14 protein-coding genes are annotated in these 12,254 nt (G+C 68.9%); 3 read left to right on the plus strand and 11 right to left on the minus strand.

Features of this window, described 5'->3' with window-relative positions:
• Window positions 1-153: 153 nt before the first annotated feature.
• Together ABZ319_RS38110 and ABZ319_RS38115 are read right to left on the minus strand one after the other, a co-directional pair.
• The gene (locus ABZ319_RS38110) at window positions 154-660 is read right to left on the minus strand and encodes a nucleoside deaminase (RefSeq protein ID WP_354991452.1); all 507 of its coding nucleotides are present in this window, start codon (window positions 658-660) and stop codon (window positions 154-156) included.
• Window positions 661-785: 125 nt separating this feature from the next.
• Window positions 786-1,175 carry a helix-turn-helix domain-containing protein gene (locus ABZ319_RS38115; protein WP_354991453.1) on the minus strand — a complete coding sequence of 130 codons (390 nt, stop codon included), beginning with the start codon at window positions 1,173-1,175 and terminating at the stop codon, window positions 786-788.
• Window positions 1,176-1,284: 109 nt separating this feature from the next.
• Between ABZ319_RS38115 and ABZ319_RS38120 the strand changes: the two genes are divergently transcribed.
• On the plus strand, window positions 1,285-2,133 hold the full coding sequence (locus ABZ319_RS38120) for an SDR family oxidoreductase (RefSeq protein WP_354991454.1): 849 nt from the start codon (window positions 1,285-1,287) through the stop codon (window positions 2,131-2,133).
• Window positions 2,134-2,160: 27 nt separating this feature from the next.
• Here the strand turns inward: ABZ319_RS38120 and ABZ319_RS38125 are convergent, their stop codons facing one another.
• Window positions 2,161-2,673, minus strand: a complete 513-nt coding sequence (locus ABZ319_RS38125) for a transglycosylase SLT domain-containing protein (RefSeq protein WP_354991455.1) — start codon at window positions 2,671-2,673, stop codon at window positions 2,161-2,163.
• A gap of 173 nt (window positions 2,674-2,846) precedes the next feature.
• The gene (locus ABZ319_RS38130; protein ID WP_354991456.1) at window positions 2,847-3,224 is read right to left on the minus strand and encodes a VOC family protein; all 378 of its coding nucleotides are present in this window, start codon (window positions 3,222-3,224) and stop codon (window positions 2,847-2,849) included.
• A 123-nt stretch (window positions 3,225-3,347) separates the two neighbouring features.
• On the opposite strand from ABZ319_RS38130, the gene ABZ319_RS38135 reads away from it, so the two are divergent.
• On the plus strand, window positions 3,348-4,283 hold the full coding sequence (locus ABZ319_RS38135) for a TetR/AcrR family transcriptional regulator (RefSeq protein WP_354991457.1): 936 nt from the start codon (window positions 3,348-3,350) through the stop codon (window positions 4,281-4,283).
• 348 nt (window positions 4,284-4,631) lie between these two features.
• Window positions 4,632-5,249 carry a GNAT family N-acetyltransferase gene (locus ABZ319_RS38140; RefSeq protein ID WP_354991458.1) on the plus strand — a complete coding sequence of 206 codons (618 nt, stop codon included), beginning with the start codon at window positions 4,632-4,634 and terminating at the stop codon, window positions 5,247-5,249.
• Window positions 5,250-5,258: 9 nt separating this feature from the next.
• On the opposite strand, the gene ABZ319_RS38145 is transcribed toward ABZ319_RS38140, so the two are convergent.
• From ABZ319_RS38145 to urtA, 7 genes are all read right to left on the minus strand, one after another.
• Window positions 5,259-5,798 carry a carboxymuconolactone decarboxylase family protein gene (locus tag ABZ319_RS38145; protein ID WP_354991459.1) on the minus strand — a complete coding sequence of 180 codons (540 nt, stop codon included), beginning with the start codon at window positions 5,796-5,798 and terminating at the stop codon, window positions 5,259-5,261.
• Window positions 5,799-6,081: 283 nt separating this feature from the next.
• Window positions 6,082-6,768 carry a GntR family transcriptional regulator gene (locus ABZ319_RS38150; RefSeq protein WP_354991460.1) on the minus strand — a complete coding sequence of 229 codons (687 nt, stop codon included), beginning with the start codon at window positions 6,766-6,768 and terminating at the stop codon, window positions 6,082-6,084.
• Between the two features lie 14 nt (window positions 6,769-6,782).
• Window positions 6,783-7,475 carry an urea ABC transporter ATP-binding subunit UrtE gene (gene urtE / locus ABZ319_RS38155; RefSeq protein ID WP_354991461.1) on the minus strand — a complete coding sequence of 231 codons (693 nt, stop codon included), beginning with the start codon at window positions 7,473-7,475 and terminating at the stop codon, window positions 6,783-6,785.
• Entirely contained in the window at window positions 7,459-8,301 is an 843-nt protein-coding gene (gene urtD / locus ABZ319_RS38160) for an urea ABC transporter ATP-binding protein UrtD (RefSeq protein ID WP_354991462.1), read from the minus strand. The genes urtE and urtD overlap by 17 nt, the downstream gene beginning before the upstream one ends.
• Window positions 8,298-9,518, minus strand: a complete 1,221-nt coding sequence (gene urtC / locus ABZ319_RS38165) for an urea ABC transporter permease subunit UrtC (RefSeq protein WP_354991463.1) — start codon at window positions 9,516-9,518, stop codon at window positions 8,298-8,300. The genes urtD and urtC overlap by 4 nt, the downstream gene beginning before the upstream one ends.
• Complete coding sequence (urtB, locus tag ABZ319_RS38170; protein ID WP_354991464.1) at window positions 9,515-10,399, minus strand: urea ABC transporter permease subunit UrtB; 885 nt, start codon at window positions 10,397-10,399, stop codon at window positions 9,515-9,517. Before urtB ends, urtC begins: the two co-directional genes overlap by 4 nt.
• A 158-nt stretch (window positions 10,400-10,557) precedes the next feature.
• Window positions 10,558-11,832 (minus strand): urea ABC transporter substrate-binding protein, encoded by a 1,275-nt coding sequence (urtA, locus tag ABZ319_RS38175; RefSeq protein WP_354991465.1) that lies wholly within the window; start codon window positions 11,830-11,832, stop codon window positions 10,558-10,560.
• Window positions 11,833-12,254: the final 422 nt, after the last annotated feature.

The following is a 12,254-nucleotide window of genomic DNA, read 5'->3' on the forward strand; positions in this document are numbered from 1 at the left end:
TGTTGTTTTTTATTAGGTGTTATATAAATATCAAGTAAAAACGGCGGGCCCGCAGTCGAATCGACTGCGGCCGGGCCTTTTTCACGTCGTGTGACAGCGCGGGATCGGGCGCGGTCCGAGCCGATCGGCCGCTCCGCCGAAGCCCGCGGTGAATCAGCCCGCGAGGCGCTCGAAGTAGCGGCGGTGCAGGTCGTGCACGCGGCCGGAGAATTCGGGGAACGGACCGGTGACCGGGATGCCCGGGGCGACCTGCGGGATCGCCAGCGGCAGGACCGGGGCGGGCGGGACGCCGAGGTCGGTCAGCCAGGCGGTGAACTGCTCGGTCGAGGCGGCGTAGACGATCGGGCCGAGGCCGACCCAGGCGTGCGCGGCCGAGCACATCGGGCAGTGCTCGCCGGAGGTGTAGACCGTGGCGGTGGCGCGGTCGGCGGGGGAGAGGTTGTCCGCGGCCCAGCGGGCGAGCGCGAATTCGGGGTGTTGCGTCTGATCGCCGCCCGCTATGCGGTTGCGGTCCTGCGCCAGGACGGTGCCGTCGGCGGCCACCAGGATCGAGCCGAAAGGCTGGTCACCGGCTTCGAGGGCTTGCTCCGCCAATTCGACGCAGCGTTCGAGATATTCGAGGTGCTCGAGCATCGGTGCTCCGATCGTCGTGGTGGGCATTCGAGCGTGGATCTGATGTGCGGGAAGCCTGTCGGCGCACGGTGATTCGCGGCGGAACCGGCCCGGGTCGCGCTCGGCGCGGTGAGGCGGGTCGCTCGCCGTGCGCCCGGCGCGCTATCCCGGGGTCACTCGCGATGGTACGAATCCTGGGCCTCGCGGATTTCCCCGATATTGCTTTCCAGCAGGTCGATGAGACCGGCCAGATGTTCGGCGACCCGCGCGCCCAGCGGGGTCAGGGTGTATTCGACCACCGGCGGGATGGACTGCTGGACCTCGCGGTGGATCATGCCGTCGCGTTCGAGGTTCTGCAGGGTCTGCGAGAGCATGCGCTCGCTGATGCCGTCCACCCTCCGGCGCAGGGCGCTGAAGCGGTAGGGACCCTCGCGCAGCGCGGCCATGGCCAGTACGCCCCACCGGCTGGCGACATCCTGCAGGACCGGGCGGGAAGCGCAGTGGCGTGCGAAGACGTCGGCTTCCAGCGTGGGGTCGAAGGAGGGGTCGGCCGGGTCGTTCATGGGATCGAGATTACCTAACCGTTCGGGTTGCGATGGTGGAATAGCATGTGCTTACTATTAGTTAGTACAACCTGATAAGGCAGTTCATTCCCGTCATCTGGAGGAAGTCATGACCGTTGTCGCCGTCACCGGAGCGAGTGGCCAGCTGGGCCGCCTGGTCGTCGAAGCCCTGCTGAAGGAGGGCGCGACTCCGATCGCCGTCGTGCGCGATCCGGCCAAGGTCGCCGATCTGAGTGAGCGGGGCGTGCAGGTGCGCGTCGCCGGATACGACGATCCCGCCGCACTGGACAGCGCGTTCGCCGGCGTCGACCGTGTCCTGCTGGTCTCGGGCAACGAATTCGGTGCGCGAGTAGCCCAGCACACCAACGTGATTCGGGCCGCCGAGCGCGCGGGCGTGGAACTGCTGGCCTACACCAGCATTCCGGGCGCGCCGGCCAATCCGCTCATCCTGGCGCAGGAGCACGCGGGCACCGAGGCCGTGCTGGCCGAGGCCACCGTGCCGCACGTATTGCTGCGCAACGACTGGTACTGGGAGAACTACCTGGGCGGGCTCGCGCACGCGGTCGAGACGGGCGTGCTGCACGGCGCGGCCGGGACCGGCCGGGTGGCGGGCGCGGCGCGGGCCGACTACGCCGAGGCCGCCGCCAAGGTGCTCAGCACCGACGGCCACGCCGGGCAGGTCTACGAACTCGGCGGCGATCGCCTCACGTATGACGAGCTGGCCGCCGCTATTTCCGAGGCGGCGGGCAAAACGGTTGTGTACCAGAACATTCCGCAGTCCGAATACGCGGCGGCCCTGGTCGCGGGCGGACTTCCCGAGGGCTACGCCCAGGTCCTCGCGGACGCCGACGCGGGAATCGCGGCAGGCGTGCTCGACCTCGACACCGGCGATCTGCGGCGACTACTGGGCCGTCCGGCGACCCCGGCGGTCGAGGTGTTCCGCGCGGCGCTGAGCTGAGGCGAGAATCGTTGCGGCGCATCTGATTCAGTACCAGTGGTTGGCCTGCCAGAACTCCCAGGCCGCGGCCGGGCTGCCGTAGCGGGAGTTCATGTACCGGTAGGCCCACCGGAGCTGGGTCAGGGGATTGAAGAGCCAGTCGGGACCCTCGGTCGCCATCTTGTCCGCGGGCAGCGCCTGGGGCAGGCCGTAGGCCCCGGAGCTGGGATTGACGGCGAAGATCTGCCAGCTGCTCTCCATGGTGATGATCTGATCGAAGGCCCAGAACTGGTTCAGCGGAACGATGCTGAGCGCCAGCCCCTTCAGCGCCATGGTCGAGGCGAGCGAGGCGGTATTGACGATGCGCGGCAGCGTGGAGGCCGCCTTCGGGAGCAGCTCGGCGCCCTGGTCGATGAGACCGGGCGCGGCGACGGGATCCGGCGCGGCGGTGCCCTGCGCGGTGGCCAGCGGAACGGCGGCGGCGAGCAGGGTCATGAAGGTGATGGTGCGGATCGACCGGCGATGCGAGCGGGGAGACTTGGAACTGACGGCGGTATCCAAGGCGTGTCCTTCCGGGTCGGCCCGGCGGGAAACACGCGTCCCGAGGGGCCATAGAGAATGGACTGCTCAGTTCGGTTCGCTGTGACGCTACTGCATCGCGCCGGGCGCGCGGTGGACCCGCGCGGCGCGTCGCCCGATCCGGGACGACGCGCCGCGCTCGTTATCGTCGCTGCTCAGACCCACTGCACCAGTTGGATGACAACGCCGTTGGGATCGGTCATCTGGAAATAGCGCTCACCCCACGGCTCGGTTTCGATGGGCGTCTCGATGGTGACGCCCTCGGCGCGGACGCGCTCGTACTCGCTGTCGATGTCCTCGACGACGAAGACCACCAGCAGGCCCTGTCCCGCGTCGCCCGCGATCCGCGCGGGCTTGAAGGTCGACAGGCCGGTCTTCAGGTAGATGACGTTGACGCCGGCGTCCGGCCGGGTCAGGGAGACGAAGCCCTCGGCGGCCATCTCCTGCGTGAAGCCGAAGTGGTCGATGAGGAACTTCGCCGACGCGGTGGGATCGGCGACGTTCAGGGAAATGGCGGACGAGGTGATCTTCATGGGGGCCTCCTGGGCTGCCGAACATTGCTGTACTAAGTACGCTGTACTTTGTACGTAAATTCCCGAGTGGTTGCCAGGTGATGGGCGTCACATCGATACGATCGACGCGGAGGTGGGTGCGCGATGAGTGTCGACGCAGGTCGAGGCGGGCATATCGAGGATGGGCCGGGGACGCCGAGTGCGGCGAGCGGCGGCCCGGACGCTACGGGCACGGGCACGGGCGCGGACGGCACGAGCGCGGACGGCGCCGGGTCCGGCCCGGCGCGGCGGGGCGCGCGAAAGCAGCGCACCGGGGGCGAGCGCAGCAGCGCCGGGGACCCGGTGCGCACCCTCGAACTGCTCTGGCGCGAACCGGGCGGCGGCAGCGCGCGCGGGCCGAAGCAGCGGATCAGCCTCGACGAACTGGTCGCGGGGGCGATCGAGATAGCCGATGCCGAGGGCCTGAACGCGCTCACGATGCGTTCGGTGGCGGCCAAGCTCGGGGTCACGCCCATGGCCACCTACACCTACGTGCCGGGCAAGGCCGAACTGCTCGACCTCATGCTCGATCGGGTCTATCGGGTCATGCCGCGCGCCGACCTCACCGGAAAGCCTTGGCGGGAACGGGTTTCCGTGATCGCGGCGGCGAACCGGGCCCTGCTGGACGCGCATCCGTGGGTGGCGTACCTGCCGACCACCCGGCCGCCGCTGGGTCCCGGCGTCACCGCCAAATACGACCACGAGCTCGGGGCCTTCGAGGGACTCGGGCTCGATGACGTGACCATGGACGCGGCGCTGACGCACGTGCTCGGATTCGTGAACTCGGTCGCGCGCATCGCCATCGACACCGCGCGCGCGACCGCCGACAGCGGGGTGAGCGACCACGAATGGTGGGAGCGCGCCGCGCCGCTGCTCGAGCGGGTCCTCACGCCCGAGCGCTTTCCGCTGGCCGCGCGGGTCGGGTCGGCCGCCGGGCAGGCGCACGAGGGTGCGTACAGCGCGGAGTTCGCCTACGAATTCGGGCTGGCGCGGGTGCTGGACGGATTGGCGGTGCTCATCGGTGATCGCCCGCGGCGGTGAGGACCCCGCCGTACGCGGAACCCGGTGGCTTCGCCCGGGGCGGATAGGCGGTGAAAGCGGCCGTGCGCGCGTGCTTCTCCGACGACCCCGGGCCGAGAATTCACCCGGGTGCGGTGCGCCCGCCAATGCTGCCGGAGCGGTTGCGGCCTGCGGCCACGATGGCTGTCGTCGTGCGGTAGCGGCACATTCGCGCGGGCGGTCCGGCACGGCGGTAACGTGGTGGTGTGTGGGGAGTCGAATGTCGTGGGGGGTGTTTGCCGGGCGGTTCGCGCGGGGTGCGGGCGTCCCATCGCGGCGGTTCGAGCCGACAGCACCCGGTGCGCGAGTCCGAGGAGCAGAATTTCAGCTATGCCGCAATCGATTCCGGCAGTCGTTGCCGCCGACCTGTTCACCAAGGCCGCACAACCGGTGATTCCGGTCGGCGACGAGCTGGTGCTGCGGCCGTGGCTGCGCCGGGACGCGCCCGAGGTCTACGCGGCCTTCCAGGACCCGGCGATCCAGCGCTGGCATGTGCGCACCGCCGAGTCCGAGGACGAGGCCGCCGAATGGGTCGCGGCCTGGGCGAGCACCTGGCGCGCGGGCGTCTACGCGAATTGGGCGGTGGCGGACAGTAGTACGGGCCGGATCGCCGGCCGGGCGTCGTTGCAGATCATGCGGGCCGCGCACGGCACGGCCGGGGTGGCGTACTGGGTCGCGCCCGAGGCGCGCGGGCAGGGCATTGCCCCGCGCGCGGTGACCGCCCTGACCGAATGGGCCTTCGAGACGGCGGGTTTCCACCGCCTGGAGTTACAGCACTCGGTCCACAACGCCCAGTCGTGCCGGGTCGCGGGCAAGGCCGGCTTCGCGCTCGAAGGCGTGAATCGCAGTGCGGGACTGCACGCGGACGGCTGGCACGACATGCACCTGCACGCCCGGGTCCGCGGCGATCCGCCGCCCGGGGTGGGCCGCCACGCCCGACCGGACTGACCGCTCGGGTCAGTGGTCGGTCTGGATGCGCAGGGCGGTGATCGTGCTGGCCAGGCCCTCGTACTGGTTTGTCAGCAGGACGATTTCGATCAGGCGGCGCTCGTCGTAGTGCTCGGCGAGCAGCTGCCAGGCCTCGTCCGTCAGGTCGCGGGTGGCCACGAGCTGGTCCACCGCGTTGAGCAGGGCCTGCTCCTGGGCGGTCCAGCCCGGCGCGCCGGGGCCGACGCGGATGCGGTCCAGAATCTCCGGGGTGATGCCGGCGCGCTTGCCGAGGCGGATGTGGTGTTCGGTCTCGTACTCGCAGTCGCGCAGGTGCGCCACGCGCAGGATCACCATCTCCGACTCGTAGCGGCGCAGCCGCCCGCCGGGCATGAGCTTGCCGGAGTAGTGCAGCCAGCCGCGGAACAGCCCGCCGGTGCGGCCCAGGGTGCTGAACAGATGCGCGTCCTCGGTGCCCGCCGCGCGGGAGAGCACCTGCCAGACAGTCCAATTGATCGGTCCGAGTTCCCGGAGCCGGCCGGGCGCGATACGTGGCTGCTTCGACACCATGCCTCACGCTAACAGTCGCCGCGAGCCGCCCACCAGGTCCCGGCCCGCCAGTCGGCGGCGGTGCGCACGCGCCTCCGGCGGGGGTGTGCACAGCGATCCACAGGCGCCTGTGCGGAACTGTGGACAATCTCGTCGTGCGCACGCGTGCGACCCGCCGCGGCCGGGTCGCCCCTCGTTCACGCGGGTCGCGCGGCGGTGCGGTGATCCATCCCCGGGACTCCACGGTTGCGCCGCCCGCGCGAGCGTGGACGAATCAGCCCGTGCCGCCGTCCGGGCGTTCGGTTCATTCCCGCACGGCCTGTGCGAGTTTGGTGAGTTCCAATGCGCGGCGGGCGCGGTCCAGCACGTGGGCGCGCGAGCTGGTGAGGTGGGCCAGCAGTGCGGTCAGGGCCGGATCGAGGTCGCCGGACAGCACGTGTTCGGCGATGGCTATGTGCTCCTCGGTCATGGTCGCCACGCGTTCGGGGGTCGGCATGTCGATGGCCCGGACCGGGCGGACCCGGGCGTGGACCGTCTCGAGCATGTCGGCGAGCGCGCTGTTGCCCGCCGCGGCCAGCAGGGCGGTGTGGAAGCGCTCGTCGGCCGCGATGAGCTCGGCCCCGGGCTCGGGCGGGTTCTCGCGCAGGCGCTGCCAGGTCTCCAGCTCGGCCTTGACCGCCGCGGTATCCGCGGCACCGCTGTGCAGGCGTTGAATCCCCCTGACCTCCAGCACGATTCGCAGCTCGTACAGGTCACCGAGTTCTTCCACGCGCGGGCGGTACGGGTACAGCCCGTCCGCGTGCCGTTCCAGCAGGCCGTCCGCGTACAGCCGCGCCAGCGCCTCGCGCACCGGGGTGCGGGACACCCCGTAGGTCTCGGCGAGCCTTTCCTCGCCGAGCCGTTCGTTCGGGACCAGCACCCCGCCGGCCAGATCCCGTCGCAGGTCCAGGTAGACCCGCTCGGACAATGGAATACGCCCCCTGCGCGCCATGTCGGTTCGCCCGGTCAGATCGCCATGGCCAGGCGGACGTCGGATTCCGCGCCCGCGCCGCCCGCTCCCTGGGAGGTGATGCGTCCCGATTGCAGCACGTAGTACTGCTGCGCGGCCTGCAGCGCGAAGCCGATGTGCTGTTCCACCAGCAGGACGCTCAGCCCGCCGCGATTGGTGAGATCGATGATGGTGCGCTCGATCTCGGCCACCACCGAGGGCTGAATGCCCTCGGTCGGCTCGTCCAGGATCAGCAGCTTCGGTTCGGTGATGAGCGCGCGGGCGATCGCCAGCTGCTGACGCTGACCGCCCGAGAGCAGTCCGGCCTTGCGGGACAGCAGTTCCCGCAGCGCCGGGAACAGGTCCAGCGATTCGGCGATGAGCTCCTTACCGCGCTTGCGCCCGTCGGCCACCACCTGCAGGTTCTCCATCGTGGTCAGCTGCCCGAAGGACTGCTGACCCTGCGGCACGTACGCGATGCCCTGCTTGACCCGCCGCGACGGGGACAGCTTGGTGATGTCCTTGCCGTCGAAGCGGATCTTGCCGGCCTTGGCGGGCAGCAGGCCGACCGCCGCGCGCAGCAGCGAGGTCTTGCCCGCGCCGTTGTGGCCCATGATCGCCACCACACCGTCGTCCGGAACCGTCAGCGTCACACCGTGAATCACCTCGGTGCGCCCGTAGGCGGTGTGAATGTCAGTGATCTCCAGCATGCGCTGCCTCCTCGGCGTCGGAGCTGTCGGCGGCGGGCAGATGCCCGGCCGCGGCGGTGCCGAGGTAGACCTCCTGCACCTTCGGATCGGCCTGCACCTGCTCGACGGTGCCCTCGCTCAGGACCTTCCCGCCCGCGAGGACGGTCACCGAGGTGGCGAAGGCGCGCATGAAGTCCATGTCGTGCTCGACCACGATGACGATGCGGTCACCGCCGATGCGGCGCAGCAGGTTTCCGGTCTCCTCGCGCTCCTCGGCGCTCATGCCCGCGACGGGTTCGTCGAGCAGCAGGACCGAGCAGTTCTGCACCAGCAGCATGCCGATCTCCAGCCACTGCTTCTGCCCGTGCGCGAGCACCCCGGCGGGCTTGTCGCGCAACGCGGTCAGGCCGGTGATCTCCAGGGCCTCCTCGATCGCGGGCAGCACGCTCTTGCGCTTGCGCAGCAGCGTGAGCGCCGAACGCCCGGACCCGGCCGCGATGTCGAGGTTCTGCAGCACGGTGAGCTGCTCGAACACGCTCGCGGTCTGGAAGGTGCGGCCGACGCCCAGGCGGGCGATCTGATGCACCTTGCGGCCGATGAGCTCGTGCCCGGACTTCTGCGCGGAACCGGTGGCCGCGGCCAGGCCGGTGATGGCGTCGATGAGGGTGGTCTTGCCCGCGCCATTGGGGCCGATCAGGAAGCGCAGATCACCCTGCAGCACGGTGAGGTCCACGTCCTGCACGGCCTTGAAGCCGTCGAAACTCACGGACAGGCCGCGAATTTCGAGGTATTCGCTGTCCATGCCGGCGTTGCCGCCGAATTTGGGTTCGTGCACGGCGGTGGTCATGCCTTCACCTTCTCCTCGTCCGCGGGGGTTTCGGATGCGGCGGCATCGGTGTCGGCGGCCGTGCCGGTCTTGCCGTCGGCCGATTCCACCGGTGCGCCCGTGGACAGCACCGAGGCGGTGATCGATTCACCCGCGGTGGCGCCGCCCTTGAACGGTCGTACGCGACCCGCCAGATGCTTTGCCAGCGGCCCGAATCCGGCCAGACCGGCGGGCAGGAAGCCGACGACCACGATGAACAGCAGGCCCTGCAGGTAGGTCCAGCCCGAGGGGAACTCCTCGGACAGCGCGGTCTGCGCCCAGGCCACGCCGATCGCGCCCAGCACCGGGCCGAGCAGGGTGGTGCGGCCGCCGATGGCGACGCCGATCAGGAACGCGATGGACGGGACCACGCCGATGTCGGCGGGGGAGATGATGCCGACGATCGGGGTGAACAGCGCGCCCGCGATACCGGCGAAGAACGCGGCCACCACGTAGGCGACGATCTTGATATTGGCCGGGTCGTAGCCCAGGAAGCGCACGCGCTCCTCCTGATCGCGCACCGCGACCAGCAGTTCGCCGTAGCGGCTGTTCATGAGCTGGCGCGCGATGGCGACCACCACCAGCAGCGCGCCCGCGGCGATGAAGAACAGCATGCGGCGGTTGACCGGATCGTCCAGGCGGAAACCGAAGAACGTGCGGAAGTCGCTCAGGCCGGTGAAGCCGCCGATGGTCTGCTGACCGGTGAGCAGGATCGCGAGCGCGGCGGCCAGCGCCTGGCTCAGGATCGCGAAGTACGCGCCCTTGACCCGGCGTTTGAACACCCCGTAGCCCAGCACCGCGGCCACCGCGGCGGGCAGCACCAGGATGCCGAGGATGGCCACCGGCGCGGAGGCGAAAGGCTGCCAGTACGAAGGTAATTCGGAGATGCCGGAGATCACCATGAACTCCGGGACGTCCTCACCGGCGCTGGCGGCGTCGGCCATCTGCATGTACATCGCCATGATGTACGCGCCGATGCCGAAGAACACGCCCTGCCCGAGGGTGAGCATGCCGCCGCGGCCCCAGGCCAGGCCGATGCCGACCGCGACGATGGCGAAGCACAGGAACTTCGCGAGCAGGCTGAGCCGGAAGTCGCTCAGCACCGCGGGGGCGATGCCGAAGAGAATGATGGCGGCCAGGGCGAAGCCGCCCGCGGCCTTGAACGGAGACAGTGCGCCCAGGCGCTGCAAGACACTCATGCCAGGCTCCTCGTGCGGACGGTGAACAGGCCCTGCGGGCGTACCTGCAGGAAGATCACGATCACCACGAAGACGATCACCTTGGCGACCGATGCGGTGGTCGAGTATTCGACGAAGGAATTGAGCAGGCCCATGCCGAAGGCCGCGATGACGGTGCCCTTGATCTGCCCGAGGCCGCCGATGACCACCACCAGGAAGGCGTCGACCAGATAGGACTGCCCGATGGTGGGGCTGGTGGAACCGATCAGGGTGAGCGCGACGCCCGCGACCGCGGCCAGGCCGGAGCCGATGAAGAAGGTGCTGATGTCGGTGAAACGCGAAGAGATGCCGGATGTTTCGGCGAGGCTGCGGTTCTGCACGACGGCCCGGATGCGGCGGCCCAGCGAGGTGGTCTTGAGGGCGGTGGCCAGCGCGATGACCGCGCTCACCGCCAGGATCATGATGAAGATGCGGGTCTTGGGGACCACGGTGCCGGCGATCTCGATGCCGCCGGTCAGCCAGTCCGGGGCCACGACGTTCTTGGCGGGGGCGCCGAAGATGTCGCGGGCGATCTGCTGCAGCACCAGGCCGACGCCGAAGGTGACCAGCAGGGTGTCCAGCGGGCGGTCGTACATCCAGCGGATCAGGCCCATTTCCAGGGCCGCGCCCAGCAGGCCGCCGACCAGGAAGCCGGCGAACAGGGACACGATCAGGGCGACGCCGGTCGACGATATGACCTGCTGCACAACGAATGTGGTGTAGCAACCGGCCATGATGAACTCGCCGTGCGCCATGTTGATCACGCCCATTTGGCCGAATGTCAATGACAGGCCGAGCGCGGCGAGCAGCAGGATAGAGCCGAGGCTCAGGCCCGTGAACAGCTGTCCGACAGCGACTTCCATTGTGAATACCTCTGTGTTCTCGCGCGCTCGGGGTGGGGGATCGGGTGCCGCGAACGCCGTCGGCGCTCCGGTACCGCCGTAACGGGCGGTGCGGGAGGTGAGTCCCGCACCGGCCGCCCCTCATAGGCGGTACCGAAGCGCTTACCGGCGCATCGTGACTACTTCAGGCCCTTGGCCCAGTCGTAGGACTTCAGGTACGGGTCCGGCACGATGGCCTTGCCCGAGTCCCAGACGGTGTAGATGAGGCCGTCGGCACGGATTTCACCGATGCGCGCGGTCTTGGTGATGTGGTGGTTGGAGCCGTCGATGGTGACGGTGCCCTCGGGGGCGTCGAAGCTCACGCCGTCGGCGGCGGCCTGAATGTCGGCCACAGCGAAGGACTTGGCCTTCTCCACGGTGTTCTTCCACAGGTAGACCGAGGCGTACGCGGCTTCCATCGGATCCGAGGTGGGCTTGTCGGCGCCGTAGGCGGCCTTGTAGTCGGCGACGAACTTCTTGTTCGCCGGGCTGTCGACGGTCTGGTAGTAGTTCCAGGCGGTCAGCTGGCCGACGATGTTCTGCGCGCCGATGCCCGCGACCTCTTCCTCGGCGATGGATACCGACACGACCGGCATCTCGGCGGCCTTGAGGCCGGCGTTGGAGTACTCGCGGAAGAACGCCACGTTGGAGTCGCCGTTCAGGGTGTTGAACACCGCTCCGGCCTTGGCGCTGCGGACCTTGTTGACGATGGTGGAGAAGTCGGTCGAGCCGAGCGGGGCGTAGTCCTCGCCCTTGATCTCGATGCCGTTGGCCTTGGCGTAGGCCTTGATCTCGCGGTTGGCGGTCTGCGGGAAGACGTAGTCGGAGCCGACCAGGTAGAGGGAGGTGACGCCCTTCTGCTTCAGGTAGTCCAGGGCCGGGACGATCTGCTGGTTGGTGGTGGCGCCGGTGTAGAAGATGTTCTTGCTGTCTTCCAGGCCCTCGTACTGGACGGGGTAGTAGAGCAGGTTGTTCAGGTTCTCGAACTTGGGCTTCATGGCCTTGCGGCTCGAGGAGGTCCAGCCACCGAACACCGCGGCGACGCAGTCGGAGGAGATGAGCTTCTCGGCCTTCTCCGCGAACGTCTTCGGGTCCGAAGCGCCGTCCTCGAGCACCAGCTCGATCTTCTTGCCGAGCACGCCGCCGGCGGCGTTGATCTGCTCGACAGCCAGCTTGGTGGAGTTGGCGACGGTCACCTCGCTGATGGCCATGGTGCCGGTGAGCGAGTGCAGCGACCCGATCTTGATGGTGTCCTTGGAAGTGTCCACGCACGACTTGGCGTTCGACCCGGACGCGGTGTCGCTGTCGCGCGACCCACAGCCGGTGATCAGCACCGCGGAAAGCGCCAGCGCCGTCGGGATGGTGATCGCCTTGATCAGGCGCCGCGAGCGATCTCGGCGGATGGAATCTTGCATGGGGCGGACCCTTCTCACTTCACGGTGTTCGGCCCTGACCGAACCTGCCCGGCGACGCCGCGTGCGCCGCCAACCTTCTGTGCGAATACCGCCGCGTATACAACGGCTGTATTCGTGGTGCGAACGGTAAACGGGAAGTGTTGCGCCGGAATGACTCTCGGTGACAGTCCGATTGCCTATGTTTCAGCGGCGTGAATTTAGGCTCACCGCAGCGTGTTCGGGTCGCGGAGTTTCGGCTATCACCGCAGGTGAGTACCTGTTTCGAAGATCGAATTACCGATCCGCCGACCTGACGGCCGAATTTCCGCCGCGGTGAGAAGCCTTACCCGGAGGTAACAAAAGCGGCCCGGCCGCGGCGGTCGCCGCGGCCGGGCCCCGGGGGGGCCGGGGGTCGTTTTTTGGGCCTAATATTGGAAATGCAC

Origin of the sequence: Nocardia sp. NPDC005978 (genome assembly GCF_040614455.1) — a bacterium.
Lineage (GTDB): Bacteria > Actinomycetota > Actinomycetes > Mycobacteriales > Mycobacteriaceae > Nocardia.